This is a genomic window from Kribbella hippodromi (assembly GCF_039531045.1).
GTDB lineage: Bacteria > Actinomycetota > Actinomycetes > Propionibacteriales > Kribbellaceae > Kribbella > Kribbella hippodromi.
Map to the genome: position 1 here is coordinate 181,575 of NZ_BAAAPH010000004.1, position 20,502 is coordinate 202,076.

Below are 20,502 nucleotides of genomic sequence, written 5' to 3' on the forward strand. Positions count from 1 at the left end.
GATGAACTTCGTTCTCGTCGACTACAAGGGCGGCGCGGCCTTCAAGGACTGCAATCACCTGCCGCACACCGTTGGTATGGTCACCGATCTCGACGGCCACCTGACGACCCGCGCGCTGGCGTCGCTGGCCGCCGAGCTCCATCGCCGCGAGCGCCAGTTGAAGGCGGCCAACGCGAAGGACATCGAGGAGTACCTCGAGCGGATGGCACCGGCCGACGCACCGATGCCCCGGTTGCTGATCGTCATCGACGAGTTCGCCGCGATGGTGACGGAACTCCCGGACTTCGTCACCGGCATCGTCGACATCGCGCGGCGCGGGCGGTCGCTCGGCGTACACCTGATCCTGGCCACAGTCGGAGGCCAAGCGGTCTTAGGGAAGACAACTCACAAGACCAACTCCTTGGCTCACAGAACGACATGGCTACGATCCGACTTCCGATGTGATCGAGGCACCGGACGCCGCCCGGATCGCGAAGTCGACGCCGGGTCGCGGGTATGCGCGGCTCGGGCACTCGTCGCTGGTCCCGTTCCAGACGTCTCGGGTCGGGGGCAGACCACCGGCGCTCGTCGCGGCATCGGTGGTGGCGCGCGCCGTCCCGTGGCGTGAGCTCGGCCGGCCGGTCGTCCTCGATGCCGACTCGGCCGATGACGATCCGATGACACCCACCGATCTGGCCGTTCTGGTGCAGACACTGCAGGAGTCCGCCCGCCTGACCGGGGTGGCGACGCCGCCGAGCCCTTGGCTGCCGCCCCTGCCCACCCGCGTGACGCTCGGTCAACTCGAGCCAGACCCGGTCGATGACAGCGGGCAACTACCGCTCGTTCCGTTCGGTCTGTGCGATCTCCCGCATGAACAAGCACGGGCCGCGGCAACGTACGACCTGGACTCGCCCGGGCCGTTCGGCATCATCGGCACGCAGCGCAGCGGCCGCTCCGCCACGCTGCGCGCCATCGCGGCATCCATCGCGCGGATCGCCGGGGCCGGCGACGTACACCTCTATGGCGTTGACTGCGGCAACAATGCACTGCTCCCGCTGATCAACCTCCCACACACCGGTGCCGTGGTCGCGCGTGATCAGCTGGACCGGCTGATGCGGCTGACCGATCGGCTGAAGACCGAGATCGGGCGGCGGCAGCAGGAGCTCGCGGCAAGCGGATTCGCGGACATCGCGGAGCAACGCCGCCGGAGTACGCCTGACGATCGGCTGCCTTATCTCGTCATCCTGCTCGACCGCTGGGAGGCGTTCCGGGCGGCGTTCGAGCAAACCGCCGGCGGCAGGCTGTACGACGACTGGTTCCAGATCTTGCAGGAAGGCGCCGCGGTCGGGGTGAAGACGATCCTGACCGCCGACAAGTCCGCGCTGGCCGGACCGATCTCCACCCTGCTCGAGGACAAACTCATGCTCCGGATGGCCGATTCGGCGGACTTCCTGAACATCGGGATGGCGCTCAAGGACGTACCTCAGACGTTCCCGCCGGGCCGCGGTTTCCGCGCCGAGGGCGGGCGCGAGACGCAGGTGGCCTTGCTGACCGACGACGACGCCGGTACCGCGCAGGTCGCGGCGCTGCACGACCTCGCCGCGCGGTCCACGCCGCTCGCCGAGATTCCCTTCGGGCGACGCCCGTTCCGCGTCGATCCACTGCCGGTCACGATCGACTCGGCGGCAGCGCTGGCACTCGGCCCGGCGGCACTTGACGACTCCGAAATCCTGGTCGGCGCCGGCGGCGACACTCTCGGCCTCCGTGCATTCGACGCGCAGGTACACGGCCCGGGGATTCTCGTCGCGGGCCCGGCCCGGTCCGGCCGCAGTACCGCGCTGCTCACCATGATCGAGTCGATGACCTCGCGAGGCTGGTCGATCGTCGCACTCGCGCCGAGGCGGAGCCCGCTGCTCGATCTGCCTGGTACGAAAGGCGTGGCCCGCGTCTTCGGAGCAGATGCCGACAGCAACGAACTCACCTCTGTCCTCGACGACCTGCAGACGCCGCATGCCCTTGTCATCGACGACCTCGAACTCATCCCCGAACACACACCCTTGGCCGAAACGATCGAGTCCCGCCTCGGCCAGTACCGCGACACCGGCAACCTGGTCATCGCCGCCGGCACCACCGCCCAGCTGAACAGCATGTACGTCGGCCCCGCCGCCGCCATCAAACGATCCCGCACCGGCCTCATCCTCGCCGCCGAAAAGTACGACGACGCCGAAATCCTAGGCGTCCTACTCCCCACCGGCCTCCCCACCGGCTCCCCACCAGGCCGAGCCATCATGATCACCCCCGGCACCTGGCAACGCATCCAAGTAGCCAAACCCGCACCGTGAGCCCGCACCGAAGTTTTGCAGGTTCGTGCAACTCGGGGAGTTGCGGCGCGTTGCGCTGTGTAGTGTGTGGGCGATCGTTTGCGACAGTTCGGGGAAGGGTGCGCTGAGGTGGCTCAGACTGCGGGTGAGGCGGCCGCGGCCGGTGGCGCGGTGCCGAATCCGTTGCACGCCTATCTGACTGCCCTGCTGAAACGTGTGCAGGCTGCCCAGGAGCGGCTGCACAACAAGCAGCAGCGTCCGGCGGTGGCGATTGCGAACGGGACAGCCTGGACCGGTACGGCAGCAACTCTCTGGGCGGGTGAGTTCTCGAAGCAGGCGGCCAAGTACGTCGTGAGTGTCCGGGCACTGAACGACGGCGTCGAGGAACTGCTCCGCCGCACACCGGCCACCTGTACCGAAGAAGAGGCCGCCCGCTGGCGTGCCAAGCTCGGAGGCCACGGTGGCCGATAAACCCGAGAGCGGCCGCTCCGGCAACGGCGACGGCTTCTGCGGCATCGACCCCGCTGTCCTGGGCGGAGTCATCAAGGACCTGACCGCGATCGAGGCGGCGATCACCACAGAAGCGCCACGCCTCAAAGCCGAGTTCGACAAGGTAGGCGTACCGGCAAGCCCGATCACCGACCTCAACGGAATCGCCCGCTGGCTCCACGAGCAACTCCCCATGCTCCGCCGCCGCCACTCCGCCGCAGCCCTACTAGCGTCCCAGGGCTTGTCGTTCACCCCCAACACCAGCCTCCTGTCGATCCCAGAAGACTCAGGCGACGCGGCCAAGCAAGCGGGCAATCTCGCAGCCGCAAACACCAAGGCAGGACTTCGTGGCAAGCCGGGCGGCCGCGACGGACTGGTCGCTGCCGTCAGCGCGCTCGAGCGAATCAGAAGTGCCAAAGGCCGGCTCAACCCCGACGACGTCCTTTTTCTCGAGGCGTACTACAGCCGCCTGGGCGAGGATGTGTACAAGCTTCCGGGATATCTCGGAAACGACAACAACTGGATCGCCCCGACCCGAACCAGTTACACGCCAGGCGAGGTCATCCCCAACTCCCTCGATCCCAGAGTCAGGGCGAAGCTTGCGGCAGCAACCGCCGGCGCCCTACTGGCTCTCTCGGACGAGTCGAGAGGGGGCGGCTGGAATCACCTTCCGGCCTTCGTCCGTGAAGCCGCCGGCGACAACTTCGACGGTCACCCGTTGCACGACGGTGGCTGGGCGCCCGAAGGGGGCGAGAAGGCCGGTCCGTTCGCCGAGTTTCTAGCTGAATCCGCACCGCTCGATCGGCCCGGCCTGGTGCTCAGCAAGCGGCTGGCAATCTCGGCGGCAGCGTCAATTCCGGCCTACAAGCGGTTGCAGAGACCAAACTCGTACCTGACGCCGCAGAGTGATCAACTCGCGCGCGTGTTCTTCCACTTCTCCAGCCGCAACGAGCAAGCCATGCATGATCTGCTCACCGGCCAAAACATGGATCAACCGGCGGACGTCCAGAAGGGGATCTACAAGGGGTACACAACCTCGAAGGACTTCCTGGTTGCCCTGACGACGCATGTCTGGAGTGACGGCGGCAAGGCAGTGTCCGAGACAATCAACTGGATCGCCGACGCCAAACGATCAACGAGCCACGCGCGCCAGCTGCTCGCGATCCAGGCTTGGGGTAGCGTCTTCGACACGCTCACGGAGTCGTCGGTGGTCAAGGCCGAGCTCGATATGCAGTCCGGTGAGACGCGCGTAATCGATGTGCTGGCAAAGGTGACACCACCTGCCCTCGGCGTGGTCAGCCCCGAGATCGCCCGCAGTCTCGCCCGCGGGGCCGCGGCCTTCCTCGACGACTTGGGGAACGACGAGAGCAAGGAGCTGGCCAGCGGGCGCCTGTTCACCCTCGTGGCAACCGACCCAGTAGCCGCCGAGTCGCTGGCCGGAGCCATCTATCTCAGCAACGTCGCGGGAATCCACGACACGCTGAAGCATCCGGTCGGCGGTCGTTATGTAGTAGGCGCCGATCCGGCCGGGAGACTGCAGGCACTTCTCGAGTCGGCGTTCGTCAACGTCGCGGTCGAGCTCAACGCGGACCGCACCGAGGCCGCGCAGGCTGCTGATGCCCTGCGAGCAAAGGCTCTTGGTGCCGCCGCAGGTTTCGTCACAAAGGGCCTCGACGCAGAACTTCCATCGTTCCCAGGGCTGGACCCCGTTGACCTGCTGGACCGCATGCTCGGCCGCCTCAGCTCGGGAGACGCGGATCCGGCTCAACCCCAGACGGTGACGTTCGATGGCATCAATCCCACCGGCGCCACCGGCGGGCCATTGATCGTCCGTTACAACTTCACCAAAGCCCTGATCGAATCCGGACACCTCCGGGTCGAGGATCTACCGGACGAACTGCGTCACTCCGGCCATCCACCGCGTCTCCGCTCGCCGGCGGAGATCCCCAGCGACGAGCGATCGACACTTGAGGCGCTCTACATCGATGCTGTCTCAACGGTCCCGGGCGCGGCCAAGAAGCTGGAGTCCTACCTCACCGAGTACCGTCTGGTGAGCTCGAAGGTGCTTCTCAATCGGCAGAACGACAACCTGTTCAAGTAAGTCCCCACGACCTGAAGGAAGAGAAGGCTACTGGCGTGGTACCCCTTAAGCGGTGCTGGTGGAGGGTTGGGGTTGTGGTGGCTTCGGTGGTGGGGTTGGTGGGGTGTGCGTCGGGCACCGGCAAGAAGCCGGTGGGGGCGGAGCCGGTGGGGTTGCCGCAGTCGTGGATTTGGTCGGCTGCGCCGGGGGTGGCGATCGATTCGAAGGACGCTCGGACCGTACGTGGGTGGTATGAGTCGTCCGCCTTGTTTCAGGGAGCGTCTGTTTCGTATCCGGGTTTCCCGCAAGCGACCTCGGCGGATCTGCTCGGTGAATTGTTGCCTCCGGCCAGCGGGATCCAGAAGGGTGGGACCGAGAGGCTTCACATCCGCTCGATCACTGTCGCCGGCGGTGAACTCCGGGCCAGCGTCTGTTCAGACGGGTGGGACGAGTCGTACTTCACGCCGGACGGAAAGTTCTTCAGCGCACAGACCACGCTCACTCTGACGACTCTGGTGATGCGCCAGGGCGGTCCGTCGAAGGCATCATCTCCCAGCGCGCAACAGGCTCTTGTCGCCGATGCGACGCCGAACCCTGTTGGGCGCACGCCCTATTCCAGCTGGCTCAAAGGGCCTGGTGAGAACGTCTTCGGCAACTGGATCGCCTACAGCCGCGAGATCGATGCCCATCCCCCGGTCGATTGCGTCGCGTGGTTCAAACGCAATCATCCAGGGCTGAAGTACCCAACGGGCTACCCGAACGACGCCCGGCCGAACCGGCCGGCGTCCGCGCCTCCGCCGACACTGCCAGCGAGCCCAGGCTGGTAATTGGCGCGGCCGGTCGGATCAATCGAAAGTACGCGGCCGGCCGAGGCTGGTTGCCTCGGGCGGCCGCGGAAGAGCTCAGTTCACTGGCCGCCGGTGGCGATGGTGATGGCCTGGCGGTTCTTCTGGACCGCGGAGGCGGCGTTTGCGAGGTCGGTCTCGATCAGGCCGATGTTCTTCTGGCACTGGGTCCAGGCCACCCGGAACTCGTTCGCGTGCTTGCCGGTCCAGGCCGTACCCACGACGACCTTGCCCGCCGCGGCCTTCAGCTGCGCCAGTTCCTCCGCGAACGACTTCAGCTTCGCCGACAATGCGTCCAGACCAGGCAGATCTCCACCGGTCATACCGCCGTTTGCTGGTGCACCCACGACACTTCCCCATTCCTATCGGCACTCGGCGGCCGGCCACGGCCAGCCCGAAAGTCTGATACAAACACCTGATTGTAGGTGACGGTTGGTCCGCAGGCGGTCGCGAAAAGTTGCAGGAAGCTGCAACCGCGGGTGATCGAGACTTGACCAGCCGTCGGGATAACCTTGCCCGGCAACAGACTTCGGTCGCACGCCGAGCGGGGGCGGGCGCGATTTGTCCTGACGCGCTGCCCACCGATGCTTTGAGGAGAGCGGGTCAGATGTCCAGCACCGTCGGCACGGAGTCCGCCGATCGCCAGCGCCAGCGTGAGCAACGCAAGGCCACCGGTTCCGGTTCGCAAGGAAGCCGGCTGCCCGCCGCGCCCCGGCGGCGTCGGCCGGCGGTAGCCGCGCTGGCCGCGTTGCTCGTCGTCGGTGGAGCCTTGGTGGCAGGGGTCCTGGCCGTCCGGATGGACGAGCGCCAGGCCGTCGTCCAGGTCTCCCAGGACGTTGGGGTCGGGCAGAAGATCACCAGCGCGGACCTGACCGAAGCCCGGGTCGCGGCCGATGTCCCCGGTCTCGTTCCGGCCTCCCGGGCCAAGGAAGTCGTCGGCCTCTTCGCGAAGGTTGCGATGAGCAAGGGTCAGCTCCTCGACCAGTCGATGCTGACTCGTCAGGGGCCGTTGCAGCCGGGCAAGGCCGCGGTCGGCATCATTCTGACCGCCGGCCGGACCCCCGCCGACGGGCTGGCCTCCGGCGATCTCGTCGAGCTGGTACGGATCGGTCAGGGCTCGGTCCAGTCCGCTGTGATCGCCCAGGCAACGGTCCTTGCCGTCAGCAAGCAAGCCGATCAGAAGGGCTCGACCCTCGGCGACCAGTCCGCGGCCAGTTCCGCGCAGACCGCGACGGTTCTGGTCGACCGATCCGACGTCCAGGCCGTGACCGATGCCTCCGGCAACAACAGGATCGCCGTCGCGCTGCTGCAGCGGGGAACGTCGCTGGAGGACAAGTAGTGGGTCTCTACGTCCTCGCGGGTGCCAAAGGCTCCCCCGGCGTCACCACGTCGGCGGTCCTGCTGGCCGGCATCTGGCCCGGCGAACCGATCCTGGCGGACCTGGATCCGGCCGGCGGCGATATCGCGCTGCGCTACCGGGACAGCTCCGGCGTACCGCTGGACCCCGATCGTGGCCTGCTCTCACTCGGCGCGGCTGTCCGCCGTGGGGTCGCCGAGGTCCAGCTGTCCGACCATGTCCAGCGCATCGCTGGCGGCCTCGAGGTGTTGACCGGCGTCAGCTCGCCGGACCAGGTCCAGGGCCTGGGGCCGACCTGGCAGCACCTGGCCCGGTCGCTCCGGTCGGTTCCGGGCCGCGACGTGATCGCGGACTGTGGCCGGCTCACGCCCGGCGCGGCGACCATCCCCGTACTGCAGAGCGCCGACGCCGTACTGATGCTGGCGCGGCCGACCCTCGAAGGGCTCTCGCACCTTCGCGAACTGATCCGCGGCCTGGCTGAACTGCTGCAACTCGGTGGATACGACGCGGTCCCGGTCGGCGTCGCGCTGATCGCTTCGTACCGTGATTCACGCACCCCCGGTGAAGTGCAGTCGATCCTCGACCAGGCCGGCCTCCGCGCATCCGTGCTCGGGATTCTGGCCGACGACGCGAAGGCGGCCGCCTCGATTCGTACCGGCGACGCCCGCCGGGTACGCAGTTCGTTGCTCACCCGTTCGGCCGCCGAGATCCGCGACCGATTGCTGATGGTCCGGCGCGAGCTCCCCAGCGCTGCCGGCACCACGGTCAGCGGCACCACGGTCAGCGGCACCATGGTCAGCGGCAACGGGAGGGCGCTCTGATGGATCAATCTCTGGTCCGCAGCCTGCGCGAAGAGGTCGCCGAGGTGCTGGCCCGACAGCGGCGCGAGGACACCGCGAACGGGCTGCCGCAGATGAACGCCGAGGACGAGCGCCAGTTCGCCCGGGCGGTCGTCGGCCGGGTTCTCGAGGCGCACGCCCGCGGCGAGCTCGCGGCCGGCCGTACGCCCCCGACCGCCGCAGAGGAGCAAGAGCTTGCCGACGGCATCCATGCGGCGCTGTTCGGGGTCGGCCGGCTGCAGCCGCTGCTGGACGATCCGATGGTCGAGAACGTCGACATCAACGGCTGCGACCGGGTGTTCATCGGGTACGCGGACGGCCGTGAGGAGCGCGGCGCACCGGTAGCCGAGAACGACGACGAGCTGGTCGAGCTGATCCAGACCCTCGCCGCGTACTCCGGACTCGCGAGCCGCCCGTTCGACGCGGCGAACCCGCAACTGGATCTCCGGCTCCCCGACGGCAGCCGGCTGTCCGCGCTGATGGGTGTCGTCCCGCGCCCGTCGCTGTCGATCCGGCGGTCCCGGCTGTCCCGGGTGCGGCTGGAGTCGCTCGTCGAGTACGGCACCCTGTCGCCGGAGCTCGCCGCCTTCCTGTCGGCCGCCGTCAGCGCCCGGAAGAACATCATGATCGCCGGCGCGACCAACGCCGGAAAGACCACGCTGCTCCGGGCGCTCGCCAACGAGATCCCACCGGAGGAGCGGCTGATCACCGTCGAGCGAGCACTCGAACTCGGGCTGGGTGAGTTCGAGGACCTGCATCCGAATGTCCTCCCGATGGAGGAGCGGCTGCCGAACTCGGAGGGCCAGGGCGCGATCGTGATGGCCGAGCTGGTCCGGCGCAGCCTCCGGATGAACCCGAGCCGGGTCATCGTCGGCGAGGTGCTCGGCGACGAGATCGTCACCATGCTGAACGCGATGAGCCAGGGCAACGACGGCTCGCTGTCGACGATCCACGCCAACTCGTCACTGGAGGTCTTCAACCGGATCTGCACGTACGCGATCCAGTCCGCGGAGCGGCTTCCGGCCGATGCGACGATGATGCTGATCGCGGGCGCGATCGACTTCGTCGTGTTCGTCGAACGCCGCAACGAGTTCGCCGAAGGTGGCGGGCTGCGACGGATCGTCACTTCCGTACGGGAGGTCAACGGCGTCGACGGCCGCGTACTGTCCAGCGAGATCTTCGCGCAAGGCCAGGACGGCCTGGCAGTGCCGGCCGCCCCGATCAGCTGCCTCGCCGAGTTGCAGGCAGTCGGGTACCGCGGTAGCGCCGCGGCGGGCTGGGCGTCATGACCCCGTCCTTCACGCTGATCCTGATCGTCATCGTCGGCGCCGTCGCGGGCGGTGCGCTGCTGGTACTGATCCTCGCCCTGCTCCCCCGCGAGGAGTCCGCCGAGCTCAAACCGCCTTCCTCGTTGCTGGCAGCAATGAAACGGGCCGGCATCCGGCTGCCGATCGCCATCGGAGTCGGCCTGCTCCTGCTCCTGCTGACTCGCTGGCCGGTAGCAGCGATCGCGGGTGGCGTACTGGTCTTCGCCTGGCCCATGCTTTTCGGCGGCGCGCAGGAGGAGCGGATCGCGATCGCCCGGCTGGAGGGAGTCGCGACCTGGACCGAGTCGCTCCGGGACACGGTGGCCGGCGCGGTCGGCCTCGAGCAGGCGATTCCCGCGACCGCGCACGCGGCCTCACCGGCGATCGCGAAGGAGCTGTCGGCACTCGCGGACAGACTGCGCGTACGCGTCCCGCTCGGCCAGGCATTGCAACGGTTCGCCGACGAAATGGACGACTCCAGCGTCGACCTGATCGTCGCGACCCTGATCCTGAACTCGAAGCTCCGCGGTCCCGGACTGCGCGAGGTACTGACCTCGCTCGCCGACTCCGCTCGCGCGGCGCTCGACATGCGGCAGCGCGTCAGCGCGGGACGGCGCAGCACGCGGCGCAGCGTACGCATCGTGATCGGTGTCGCGCTCGCCTTCGTGTTCGGCCTGTCCATCTTCAACCGGACCTACGTGCAGCCGTACTCGAGCCCGATCGGCCAGATCGTCCTGCTGGTGATCCTCGGCCTGTACGCGGTCGGGTTCGTCTGGCTGCGACGACTCGCGACCTTTGAGATGCCGGAGCGCTTTCTGCATGCCCGCGACCGGCTTCCGGACGCCGAAGGAGCAGGTCGCCGATGACTCTGATCATGCTGTGTGGAGCAGTCGTGGGCGCCGGCCTGCTGCTGGTGATCCGGCTGGCGGACCGGTCCGAACCCGAGGGCGCGGTTGCCCTGCTCCAACTCGATGCCGACCGCCGCCGATTCCGGCAGGAAGTCAGCCTCACCGCGGATCGGCGGCACCAGACCGAGTCGCTCCGGATGCGTCGCGTGGGCGCGAGCCTCCGGCGGGCACTCGATGCCCGAGGCATCCAATTGCCCACGTCCGTGCGTGCGGACCTCGGCGTGACCGGGCGTTCGCTGGAGACGCACCTCGCCTCCAGCCTCACCGCCGGCCTGGCCGGATTCTTCGTCCCCGTGCTCGTGCTCACGCCGGTGACCTTGGTGGCCGGCGGCATCCCCGTCGTGGTTCCGATCTGGCTGTCCCTGGTCGGCGTGGTGTTCGGAGCGCTGCTCCCGACCGCCCAGTTGCGCTCGGTCGCGGCCGATCGCCGGCGGGACTTCCGGCATGTGGTCAGCTCGTTTCTCGATCTGGTCGCGATGAACCTCGCGGGCGGTCGCGGCGTACCCGAAGCGCTGTCGTCGGCGGCCGGGATCAGCGACGGCTGGGCGTTCATCCGGATTCGCGACACCCTCGAGACCGCGCGGCTGCAGGGCATCACGCCGTGGGCAGCGCTCGGTCAGCTCGGCGAGGAACTGTCGATCGACGAGCTCCGGGACCTGTCCACCGCGCTGGCGCTGGTGGCCGAGGACGGCGCCAAGGTACGGGAGTCGCTGACCGCCCGCGCGGTGTCGATGCGGCGCCGCGAACTGGCCGAAACCGAAGGCCGGGCGCAGACCCGGTCGCAGTCGATGCTGATGGCACAAATGCTGCTCTGCGTCGGCTTCCTGCTGTTCCTGACGTATCCAGCGGTGGCCCGGGTGATGGGCCTGTGACCCACCTGACCACCCCGAGGAAGGACCAACGATGACAGAATCGACCCAGCAGGCGTTGCTGTACGCCCGCGTGCTGATCGGCGCCCGGATCGACCGCGCCCGCAGATCCGAGCACGGCGTGTCGGCGGTCGAGTGGGTACTGATCTCGGCTCTGCTCGCCGGGATCGCTCTTGCCGTCGGCGTGATTCTCTACAAGAAGCTGACCGGCAAGGCCGAGAACTTGCCGCTCGGCTGACCGCCGGGTAGGTCGACGATGGTACGGCGACGCGCGCGGCGGCATCCGGATCGGGGCGCAAGCAGCATCGAGCTGGTGATCTATGCACCGATCCTGATGCTGGCGATCTTTCTCACCATCCAGTTCGCGCTGATCTACCTCGGGAACCAGGCGGCGGGCTCGGCTGCCCGCGAAGCCGCGCGGACCGCACGGACCACCCTTGACAGCGGCGCGGCCGAAGCCGCCGGTGCCGGCTACTCGGCGAAGGTGGGCAGCGGCATCCTCGAGGACGTCACCGTCACGGTCGAGCCGGTCGGCACCGAACAGGTTCGGGTGGTGGTCACCGGCCACGCCCTCAAGATCACACCGTTCATCGATCCACCGACCGTCACCCAGGTCGTCCAAGGCCCGCTGGAGGAGTTCCGTGCAGACCGCTGACCGTCGCCGCGATCGCGGCTCGATGGCAGTGGAGCTCGTCATCCTGGCGCCGGTGATGATGGCCTTCATCGTGCTGGTCGTCGCCTGCGGGCGGTATGTAGCGGTCCGCGGTGACATCGAGGCCGCCAGCCGGGACGCGGCCCGGGCGGCCTCACTCGAACGCTCCCAGGACGCCGCCGAGCGCGCTGCCGACGGCGTCGCGGCAGCCGCGCTCGAACACCCGGAGCGCTGCCAACCGGTCGAGCTGTCCGGCGACTTCGTTGCCGGCGGCACCATTACGGCCACGGTCACCTGCGACGTCTCGTACGAGGGACTCGGGCTGATCGGGATTCCTGGCTCCAAGCGGCTGACCGCGAGCAGCTCCGCGCCGCTCGACAGCTACCGGAGGACCGGATGAGGCGCCGGGGCCAGCAGGGATCGGCCACCGTCTTCCTGCTCGGATTCGCCACCGTGCTGATGGTCGGCGCGGGACTCGTCATCGATGGTGGGCTCGCGCTGAACGGCCGCCAGCGCATCGTCGACGACGCCGAGCAAGCATCCCGGTACGGCGCCAATGCCATCGATGAGGCCACGTTACGCGGCAGCGGCGCGGTGCGGATCGATCCGGATACCGCGGTGGCCCGAGCGACCTCCTTCATGGCGGACCGGGGCTACCGGAACATCGCCGTCGCGGTCGACGGCGACACAGTGACGACCTCGGCGGAAGGGAGCGTCGACACGGCGCTGCTCTCGCTGGTCGGTATCAAGTCGTTCACGGTCCGCGGTGAGGCCACCGCGGAAGCTGTCGAGGGGCGATAGGGAAGGCACATGAGTCGAACACCGAGCCCGGAACGGTTTCTCCAGGCTGAGCCGGCGCCACACCGCGAGCGCTCGATCGGCCGGGCACTGCTCGCGGCCATCGCGCTCCTGGTACTCGTGGCCGGCGTACCCGCCGCGTTGATCGCCTTCACCGGGCCACCGCCGTTCCCGCACAGCTGGCCGACCCGGGAGACCCTCACCAGCCCGATCGGCGTCGACACCCTGCTGACCGTCCTGACCTTCGTCGTCTGGCTTGCCTGGCTGCATTTCGTCTGTTGCGTTGCCGCGGAGCTCAGCAGCGCTGTTCGCGGCCGCGGGGTGCCGCGATCGATTCCGCTCGGCGGCGGCAGCCAGCGCATCGCCCGGGTTCTCGTGAGCGCGTTGATCGTCACCGGGATCGCGGCCGGGCAGGCATCGGCCGCAACCGCCGCGAACGCACCGGCACCGCAGCCGACACACAGTGTTTCCGCGACGCATCAGACGACGGCCGCACCGCAGGAGAGCCGGCCAGCTCCGGCGCACGCCACCAGCAGCAATCCGCTGGCCGGCAAGAAGGTGTACGTCGTGAAGGCGCCGCATGCTCATCGGCATGACAGCCTGTGGGACATCGCGGACAAGCACCTGGGCGATGGGCGTCGCTACACCGAGATCTATGAGCTCAACAAGGAGCGCGTACAGCCTGACGGACAGCGGCTGCACCTCGCCCGCTTGATCATGCCGGGCTGGAATCTGATCATGCCTGAGGACGCGGTCGGCGTTTCGCGTGTCCCGGTAGAGCAGGTGCCGGAACACCGTACGGAGGAGACCCGGCCGAAGCGTACGACCGAGGTCCACCCGCACGTCACTGTGGATGATCGCGGCAGCCAGGTCGATCGTGGCGCCGACGCCGCGCAGACCGACGCCCGCTTCCGGCTTCCTTCCGACCTGCTCGGCGGTGGCCTGCTGACAGCCGGCCTGCTGGCACTCCTGTTGATCGAGCGTCGCCGGCGCCGCGGCAGCGACCCCGATCAGGCAGCGACGACAGCAGAGGTCGCCATCCGGGTCGGCGGGGATCCGAGTCGGTCCATCGCACTCGACCATGCGCTCCGCGCCCTTGGCGGTGCCTGCGAGGCAAACGGCGTACCACTGCCTCCGATCTTCGCGGTGATCGTCGACGACGAGTGGATCGAGCTGCTCCTCGCGCCCGCGCAGCGAAAGGCTCCATCCCCTTGGCAGGACCTCGACGACGGCCGCCGGTGGCGGATCGCTCGCGCGGAGGTCGGCCCGGACACCGGCGGACCGGCGCCGTACCCCGCGCTCGTGTGTCTCGGCCGCGACGAGGACGGGCGCGACGTACTGGTCGATCTCGAAGCGGCCAGCGGCGCGGTCAGCATCCACGGCGATGCGGTCGTTGCCCGCGAGGTCGCGAACTCGGTCGCGGTCCAGCTCGCCACGAACCCCTGGGCCGATCTGCTCGAAGTCACCGCCTGGTCGTTGCCCGACGGGCTGGACGAGATTCTGGCCGACCGCCTGCGGGTCGTCCGAGACCTCGATGCGCTGCTGCCCGAGCTCGAACAGGCCGACGAGGAGCCTGGTGTCCTGACCGGGCAGGTCTCCCGTTCGATGGACGAGATCCCGCAGTACGTCGTACTCGGCGCTCCACCTGGTGACGACGCGGCCTCGCGGCTGGCTGCCCTGGCCGGCCGGCGCCGCAGTGGATTCGGCCTGCTGGTGGCGGGTCCGGTCCCGGGCGCCCGCTGGCAGCTGTTCGCCGACGAGTCGGGCGTACTGCGGATTCCGGCGCTGGACCTGGTCGTCCGCGCGAGCCGGCTCACCGAGAAGTCGCTCGACCTGGTCACCGACCTGCTGGTCTCCGCGCGGAGTACGGCCGGGCCGGATCCCACGGGGCAGGTCCGCGTACCGCAGAGTGGCCGGGCCGGTGACGATGCCAGCTGGGTCACCGCGAACGTACGCGTCGGAGTCCTCGGCCGGCTCGACATCCGGTCGCCCGGCCTGATCGAGCCGGCAAGGTTGCCACTGGCAACTGAGGTCGCCACTTTCCTCGCGCTGCATCCCGGCGGCGTGCATCCGAGCGTGCTCGCGGCGTCGGTCTGGCCAGGGGGAGTCAGTGCCGAGGTTCGCGACGCGACTGTGCAGCGGGTCCGGGAGTGGCTCGGGACCGATTCGCAAGGCGCGCACCAGTTGCGTACCGATGCGACCGGGCGGCTGTACCTGGGTTCCGAAGTGGCCGTCGACTGGGACTGCTTCTGCGAACTGATCCGCCGCAGCCGCACCGCGCAAACCACCCGCGACGAGCGCGAACTGCTGCGTCGGGCGATGCACCTCGTCCGCGGACAGTTCCTCAGCGGCCGCGTACCAGGGACGTACTCGTGGCTGGCGCGGGTTCACCTCGAGCGTCTCGTTCCCGATCTTGTCGTCCACGCGGCGCACCGGCTCGCGGAACTGTCGATCGGCGACGACGACCCGGCCGGCGCGGCCAACGCGGCGCGGGCGGGCCTCCGGCTTGCGGTCAGCTCGGAGCGCCTTTGGCAGGACCTGCTGGTGGCCGAGTACCGGCACGGCGGCCCGGCCGCGGCCGAGCAGGTCGTACAACTGCTCGGAGAGGCGGCCCAGGCTCAGGGGATCACTCCGAGCGCGGAGACCCAGTCACTGATCGAGGAACTACTGCCGGGACGAACCACTGTCAGACAGGTCAGCTGACACAGCTCTGCAACTTCCCGCAATTTCGTGGTTGCGGTTGGTGATCGCATGGGATAGTTACTGGCCGGGAATGTGCACTGTCGATACGGGGAGTGTGGGATGTCGTTGGGTCGGGCACTGAGCGTCGCGGGACTTGCGGCCGGTCTGATCGCCGGCCTGGCGGCCTGCGGCGGTCAAGCTGACAAGGCGGCCCAGACCCCCGAAACTCCACTGCTTCCAGCCACCACGCCCCCGCCCTCGGTGACCCCGTCGCCCACGCCCGTCGACCCGACGGTGGCCGCCAAAATCAAGATCATGGCGGACTACAAGGCATACATCGCGACGAAGTCAAATGGCATGGTCAGCAACCATCCGACCTACCCGTTCGAGCGGAACATGACCGGCAACGCCTTGCAGTCGATGAAGTCCTGGATGGGCGGGATGTATCTGATCGAGACGAAGTACGGCGGCAACATCACGTTCGTCAAAGGCCGGGTCGCAGCGCTCAATCTGAAAGCGAAGCCAGCCACCGCCACCGTCTACGGCTGCGTCATCGACAATCTGACCGCGACAAGCAAGAAAGGCAAGGTCAGGAGATCAGGGGGTACACACCTGTCCACCCACGATCAACTGGTCCTCGTCGGCGGCACCTGGAAAGTGACCGAGAACCAATCCAATGACAGTAAGTCGCCCGGATGCGCCTGACCACGCCCGTCATCCTCGGAACCGCCGCCTTGATCGCCGGCGCGGCAATGCAATGCCTGCCGGCGTCTGCCGGAGTGCGCTGTGATCCGAGCGGCTCACTCTCCCTCGATCCGGAGAGCTCGAACGGAAATCTGACGTGCCCGCAGGTCCCGGGCGAGAACGATGGTGGGCAGGACGGGCAGAACGGTAAGTCCGTCAGCCACGGGAAGCCTGCCTGCGTCTGGGTACCCAAGCCGGACTACCAGCCCTCGCCCGGTGAACCCGCCGAGGGACAAGGCGGGCACTGGTACCAAAAGTTCTGCGCCTTCGGCCAGTACAAGACAGTTGCCGACCTGCTGCACGCGCTGGACGACAACCGCGCTTCGGACATGCGGCAGAACGGGCTCATCCGCCGAGCCGGGCTCGACATGCGGTTCTTCAAGACACCACCGGAAAACCCACGACGTACGCCCCTGCAGGTCATGCAATCAATAGCCGACTCGCTGATCTTCCCCGAGACCTACCTGGCCGTGAACCCCGTCGCTGCCCGGCAAGTCATCGGCGTCCCAACCTGGGTTTGGCTCACCGACGAAGAAGGCGACTACGTACCAGCCCGCTACAAACCGGAACCCAAAACCATCGAGCTCGAGGGCTACGCCCTGGAATGGGGCATCGTCCCCCAGATCAGCCTGACGCCCGGTGACGGCACTCCCGCACAGCCCTGCGACGGCGCCGGCATCCCGTGGTCCACTGCGGCCGCAAACGACCCAGCGGCCTGCACAGTCACCTACCAGCGCAGCGGCACCTACACCCTCACCGCCAGCGTCAGCTGGACCGTCCAATGGTCGCTCGCCGGCACCCGTCAAGCAGACCTCACCGGACCGACGAAAACCACCACACGCCAACTGACAGTCAGCGAAATCCAAACCGTCACCCGCTGACCCCTGCACCGCAACGCCAACCCGGCCGCCGCGTGAGCCCAATCACCTGCACTGCCGGGTACCGAAGGACGGGTAGTGGTCGCCCCCTCCGCCGGATGCCAAGCGTGCGGCACCCACGTTCGGCGGTCGCCGGCCGGACGACTACCCGTCCTTCGGTACCGGTCAGGCGGTGCGCTGACATCGCTTCGTACTTGCAACTTCCTGCAATTTCCTGGGTGCGGCTCGTGGTGCATGGGATAATCACTGACCGAACATGGGCAGTGCAGATTGTGTAGTTGCGCCAAGGTCGACACGGGAGTGTGGGATGTCGTTAGGTCGGACGGTGGGCACTGCGGGACTTGCGGCGTGTCTGGTCGCTGGACTGGCGGCCTGCGGCGGGCAGAGTGACAAAGCAGCGCAGACCCCCGAGACTCCGTTGCTTCCGGCCACCACTCCGCCGCCCTCGGTCACCCCATCGCCCAAGCCTGTCGACCCGACCGCAGCGGTCAAAGCGAAGATCATGGCCGACTACAAGGCGTACATCGCAGATCGGTCGCGTGGCACTGTAACCAACCATCCGAGTTATCCGTATGAGCGGCACATGACGGGCAACGCACTGTCGGCGATCAAGTCTGCGGTAGGCGGGATGTACCTGATCGGCACGAAGTACGGCGGCAACATGGTCTTCGTCAAAGGCCGGGTCGCGGCACTCAATCTGAAAGCGAAGCCGGCCACCGCCACCGTCTACGGCTGCGTCATCTCCAACCTGACCGCGACAAGCAAGAAAGGAAAAGTCAGAAGGGACGGGGGCATCCGCGCGTCCACCCATGACCAACTGGTCCTCGTCGGCGGCACCTGGAAAGTGACCGAAAACCAATCCAATGACCCTCGGGAACCCGGATGCGTCTGATCACGCCTGCCGTCCTCGGAACCACTGCATTGGTCGTCGGTGCGGCGATACCTTGCCAGCCGGCATCTGCAGGAGTGCGCTGCGATCCGGGCGGCTCGCTCGGCACCAGTCAGGAGTCCGCCACTGGAACTCTGACCTGCCCACCGGTCCCCGGTGAGAATGATGGCGGGCAGGACGGGCAGAACGGTAAGTCAGTGAGCCACGGGAAGCCTGCCTGTGTTTGGGTGCCGAAGCCGGACTACCAGCCCTCGCCCGGGGAACCCGCCGAAGGACAAGGCGGGCACTGGTATCAGAAGTTCTGTGCGTTCGGGCAGTACAAGACGCTTGCCGACCTGCAGCGTGTGCTGGCCACCACCGACCCGGATATGCGGCAGAACGGGCTCATCCGCCGAGCCGGGCTGGACATGCGGTTCTTCAAGACGCCGCCGGAGATTCCCCGGCGTACGCCCTTGCAGGTCATGCAGTCAGTAGTCGACTCGCTGACCTTCCCCGAGACGCACCTGGCCGTGAACCCGATCGCTGCCCGGCAGGTGATCGGGGTCCCGACGTGGGTCTGGCTCACGGACGAGAACGGCCAGTACGCGCCGGCTCGGTACCAACAGAAAACCAAGAAGATCGAGCTCGAGGGCTACGCCCTGCAATGGGCCATCGTTCCGCAGATCAGCGTCACGCCAGGTGACGGCGGTCCCTCACAGCCCTGTGACGGTGCCGGGATCCCATGGTCCGCTGCGGCCGCAAACGACCCAGCCGCCTGCACGGTCACCTACGAACGCAGCGGCAGTTATACGCTGTCGGCCAGCATCGGCTGGACGGTCCAGTGGTGGCTCGGCGGCGTCCGTCAGGCAGACCTGACCGGACCGACGAAAACCACCGCTCGTCAGGTCACGGTGAGCGAAATCCAGACCGTCACCCGCTGACTCCCCCGCACCGCGACAGCAATCCGGTTCGCCGGCTGTGGTCAGTCCGGTGGTGCGGACGTTTTGCGTTGCCGGGCGTTGAAGCGGGCCTTCTTTTGGCGGTTGCCGCAGGTGTTCATGTCGCACCAGCGGCGGGTGCGGCTTTGGCTGGTGTCGAAGAAGGCGGCTTGGCAGGTGGGGGATGCGCAGAGGGCCAGTTTTCCGTCGCGTTCGCCCGAGATGATGCTGATCGCGTCGGCGGCGATCACGCCGAGGGCGTCTTCCACCGCTGAAGTTGAGCTGAGCTGCCAGCGGCGTTGTCCGTCGGGTGTCAGGACGGCGGCGGCTCGGCCCTGAGCGCTGCGCTCGTTGATCACCTGGACCGCGGCCGCGGGAAGAGCGTGCTGGATCGCAGCTCCGGGAAGCACTGCCGCCTCGGGAAGAGCGTGCTGCACTGCCGCCACAGGAAGGGCGTGCTGCATTGCGGCCGCTGTCGCCGCGGTGTGGATTGACTCGCGCAGTTCCCGGGCGAGTTCGAGTTGGGCGGTGGTGCAGGAGTTGACCGCGAGGCCGCTGACCGTCAGCCAGTCGACGAGTCGTCCCGGGGTGGGGATGCGCTCCACGGCGTCGCCCTGACGCTCGGTCAGGGTCGCCGTGAAGCTGGTCGCGAGCACGGCGCCGAGGCGGAAATCAGGGTACTCGGCAGGCATGGAACCACCTTAGCCGGTTGCGCGCCGATCTGACGCCATGTTAGAACCGTCTTAGCTGGTTCCACGACGATCAGGAGGTCTCATGACCCGCAGCATCGGCGACGTACAAGCCTTCGAAGCGCACGTGACCGACGCCGAGCTGGACGACCTGCGCGCACGATTGGCCGCGGCGCGCCTACCCGAGGCAGAGACCGTCCCCAAAGCCGCATCCGGCCGGCGCCGCTGGGAACAGGGCGTACCGCTCGCGGACCTCACCGACATCGTGCGGTACTGGCGCACCGACTACGACTGGCGGCCCTTCGAAGCACGCCTCGACCAGATCGGCCAATTCCGTACGACCGTCGACGACCTGGGAATCCACTTCCTGCACCGAAGGTCCGCCCGCCCCGATGCGACGCCGTTGATCCTGACGCACGGCTGGCCCGGAAGCATTGCCGAATTCGTCGATGTAATAGACGAGCTGACCGAGCCAAAGAATGCGGAAACACCGGCGTTCCACGTCGTCGTCCCATCACTTCCAGGATTCGGGTACAGCGACAAGCCGGCCGTCACCGGTTGGGGTACCGAAAAGATCGCGGCCGCCTGGGTCGAATTGATGGCAAGGCTCGGCTACCGCAAGTTCCTCGCCCACGGCGGCGACTGGGGAGGCAACATCACCACTGTTCTCGCGGGCAGGTTCCCGGCCAACGTTCTAGGCATCCACACCACCTTCGCGGAGGCACCGCCCGGACTGTCAACGGACGGCCTGACGGCCACCGAACGCCAATGGACCGAGGAAACCCACCACTTCTGGCACCACCGCGCGGCCTACGCGAAGCAGCAGGCGACCCGCCCGCAGACCATCGGCTACTCGCTCGTCGACTCACCGGTCGGGCTGCTGGCCTGGCTTCTGGACAAGTTCGCCGACTGGTCGGACACCGCGGACAGCCCGTTCGAACGAATTTCCCGAGATCGCGTACTCGATGACGTCACGCTGTACTGGCTGACGCGATCCGGCGCTTCGGCGGCCCGGATCTATTACGAAAGCCACAACTCGCTCGACCCCGGCCTTCGCGTCGATGTCCCGTCGGCGATCACGATTTATCCCGCCGACATCGAAAAATACCCGCGCCCGTGGGCACAAGAGCGGTACCGTCAAATCGTCCGTTGGAACGAACCCGAAGCCGGCGGACACTTCCCCTCGCTGGAGGTCCCCGAGGACTACGTCAAAGACCTGCAAGCAGGCCTGGCCGCAGTCCTCGCGGCCCAGCCGTGAA

21 protein-coding genes are annotated in these 20,502 nt (G+C 67.7%); 19 read left to right on the forward strand and 2 right to left on the reverse strand.

Annotated elements, in window-relative coordinates:
• Positions 1-581: 581 nt before the first annotated feature.
• The 4 genes from ABD260_RS07800 (at position 582) to ABD260_RS07815 (ending at position 5,696) form a co-directional block, all read left to right on the forward strand.
• Complete coding sequence (locus ABD260_RS07800; protein ID WP_344232682.1) at positions 582-2,321, forward strand: FtsK/SpoIIIE domain-containing protein; 1,740 nt, start codon at positions 582-584, stop codon at positions 2,319-2,321.
• A 108-nt stretch (positions 2,322-2,429) separates the two neighbouring features.
• Entirely contained in the window at positions 2,430-2,771 is a 342-nt protein-coding gene (locus ABD260_RS07805; protein WP_344232683.1) for a hypothetical protein, read from the forward strand.
• Positions 2,761-4,890 carry a TPR repeat domain-containing protein gene (locus ABD260_RS07810; RefSeq protein ID WP_344232684.1) on the forward strand — a complete coding sequence of 710 codons (2,130 nt, stop codon included), beginning with the start codon at positions 2,761-2,763 and terminating at the stop codon, positions 4,888-4,890. Before ABD260_RS07805 ends, ABD260_RS07810 begins: the two co-directional genes overlap by 11 nt.
• A gap of 74 nt (positions 4,891-4,964) precedes the next feature.
• Entirely contained in the window at positions 4,965-5,696 is a 732-nt protein-coding gene (locus ABD260_RS07815; RefSeq protein WP_344232685.1) for a hypothetical protein, read from the forward strand.
• An 80-nt stretch (positions 5,697-5,776) separates the two neighbouring features.
• On the opposite strand, the gene ABD260_RS07820 is transcribed toward ABD260_RS07815, so the two are convergent.
• On the reverse strand, positions 5,777-6,061 hold the full coding sequence (locus tag ABD260_RS07820; RefSeq protein ID WP_344232686.1) for a hypothetical protein: 285 nt from the start codon (positions 6,059-6,061) through the stop codon (positions 5,777-5,779).
• Between the two features lie 260 nt (positions 6,062-6,321).
• On the opposite strand from ABD260_RS07820, the gene ABD260_RS07825 reads away from it, so the two are divergent.
• From ABD260_RS07825 to ABD260_RS07890, 14 genes are all read left to right on the forward strand, one after another.
• Positions 6,322-7,053: an SAF domain-containing protein gene (locus ABD260_RS07825; protein WP_344232688.1), complete on the forward strand. Its 732-nt coding sequence runs from the start codon at positions 6,322-6,324 to the stop codon at positions 7,051-7,053.
• Positions 7,053-7,892 carry a CpaE/TadZ family protein gene (locus tag ABD260_RS07830; RefSeq protein WP_344232689.1) on the forward strand — a complete coding sequence of 280 codons (840 nt, stop codon included), beginning with the start codon at positions 7,053-7,055 and terminating at the stop codon, positions 7,890-7,892. The genes ABD260_RS07825 and ABD260_RS07830 overlap by 1 nt, the downstream gene beginning before the upstream one ends.
• The gene (locus tag ABD260_RS07835; RefSeq protein WP_344232690.1) at positions 7,892-9,199 is read left to right on the forward strand and encodes a TadA family conjugal transfer-associated ATPase; all 1,308 of its coding nucleotides are present in this window, start codon (positions 7,892-7,894) and stop codon (positions 9,197-9,199) included. Before ABD260_RS07830 ends, ABD260_RS07835 begins: the two co-directional genes overlap by 1 nt.
• On the forward strand, positions 9,196-10,083 hold the full coding sequence (locus tag ABD260_RS07840) for a type II secretion system F family protein (RefSeq protein WP_344232691.1): 888 nt from the start codon (positions 9,196-9,198) through the stop codon (positions 10,081-10,083). The genes ABD260_RS07835 and ABD260_RS07840 overlap by 4 nt, the downstream gene beginning before the upstream one ends.
• Positions 10,080-10,997, forward strand: coding sequence for a type II secretion system F family protein (locus ABD260_RS07845; RefSeq protein ID WP_344232692.1), 918 nt, complete (start codon positions 10,080-10,082; stop codon positions 10,995-10,997). The genes ABD260_RS07840 and ABD260_RS07845 overlap by 4 nt, the downstream gene beginning before the upstream one ends.
• 31 nt (positions 10,998-11,028) lie before the next feature.
• Positions 11,029-11,232: a hypothetical protein gene (locus tag ABD260_RS07850; RefSeq protein ID WP_344232693.1), complete on the forward strand. Its 204-nt coding sequence runs from the start codon at positions 11,029-11,031 to the stop codon at positions 11,230-11,232.
• A gap of 18 nt (positions 11,233-11,250) precedes the next feature.
• On the forward strand, positions 11,251-11,649 hold the full coding sequence (locus ABD260_RS07855) for a TadE/TadG family type IV pilus assembly protein (protein ID WP_344232694.1): 399 nt from the start codon (positions 11,251-11,253) through the stop codon (positions 11,647-11,649).
• Positions 11,636-12,046: a TadE/TadG family type IV pilus assembly protein gene (locus tag ABD260_RS07860; RefSeq protein WP_344232695.1), complete on the forward strand. Its 411-nt coding sequence runs from the start codon at positions 11,636-11,638 to the stop codon at positions 12,044-12,046. The genes ABD260_RS07855 and ABD260_RS07860 overlap by 14 nt, the downstream gene beginning before the upstream one ends.
• Positions 12,043-12,447 carry a pilus assembly protein TadG-related protein gene (locus ABD260_RS07865; RefSeq protein WP_344232696.1) on the forward strand — a complete coding sequence of 135 codons (405 nt, stop codon included), beginning with the start codon at positions 12,043-12,045 and terminating at the stop codon, positions 12,445-12,447. The genes ABD260_RS07860 and ABD260_RS07865 overlap by 4 nt, the downstream gene beginning before the upstream one ends.
• Positions 12,448-12,456: 9 nt before the next feature.
• Entirely contained in the window at positions 12,457-15,147 is a 2,691-nt protein-coding gene (locus tag ABD260_RS07870) for a BTAD domain-containing putative transcriptional regulator (protein WP_344232697.1), read from the forward strand.
• 99 nt (positions 15,148-15,246) lie between these two features.
• Positions 15,247-15,831, forward strand: a complete 585-nt coding sequence (locus ABD260_RS07875; RefSeq protein WP_344232698.1) for a hypothetical protein — start codon at positions 15,247-15,249, stop codon at positions 15,829-15,831.
• Complete coding sequence (locus ABD260_RS07880) at positions 15,822-16,751, forward strand: hypothetical protein (RefSeq protein ID WP_344232699.1); 930 nt, start codon at positions 15,822-15,824, stop codon at positions 16,749-16,751. The genes ABD260_RS07875 and ABD260_RS07880 overlap by 10 nt, the downstream gene beginning before the upstream one ends.
• Before the next feature lie 322 nt (positions 16,752-17,073).
• Positions 17,074-17,640 (forward strand): hypothetical protein, encoded by a 567-nt coding sequence (locus tag ABD260_RS07885; protein WP_344232700.1) that lies wholly within the window; start codon positions 17,074-17,076, stop codon positions 17,638-17,640.
• Positions 17,641-17,834: 194 nt separating this feature from the next.
• Positions 17,835-18,557, forward strand: coding sequence for a hypothetical protein (locus ABD260_RS07890; protein WP_344232701.1), 723 nt, complete (start codon positions 17,835-17,837; stop codon positions 18,555-18,557).
• Between the two features lie 41 nt (positions 18,558-18,598).
• Here ABD260_RS07890 and ABD260_RS07895 read toward each other — a convergent pair whose 3' ends face one another.
• Positions 18,599-19,246 (reverse strand): CGNR zinc finger domain-containing protein, encoded by a 648-nt coding sequence (locus ABD260_RS07895; RefSeq protein ID WP_344232702.1) that lies wholly within the window; start codon positions 19,244-19,246, stop codon positions 18,599-18,601.
• A gap of 82 nt (positions 19,247-19,328) precedes the next feature.
• On the opposite strand from ABD260_RS07895, the gene ABD260_RS07900 reads away from it, so the two are divergent.
• Positions 19,329-20,501: an epoxide hydrolase family protein gene (locus ABD260_RS07900; protein WP_344232703.1), complete on the forward strand. Its 1,173-nt coding sequence runs from the start codon at positions 19,329-19,331 to the stop codon at positions 20,499-20,501.
• Position 20,502 lies beyond the last annotated feature (1 nt).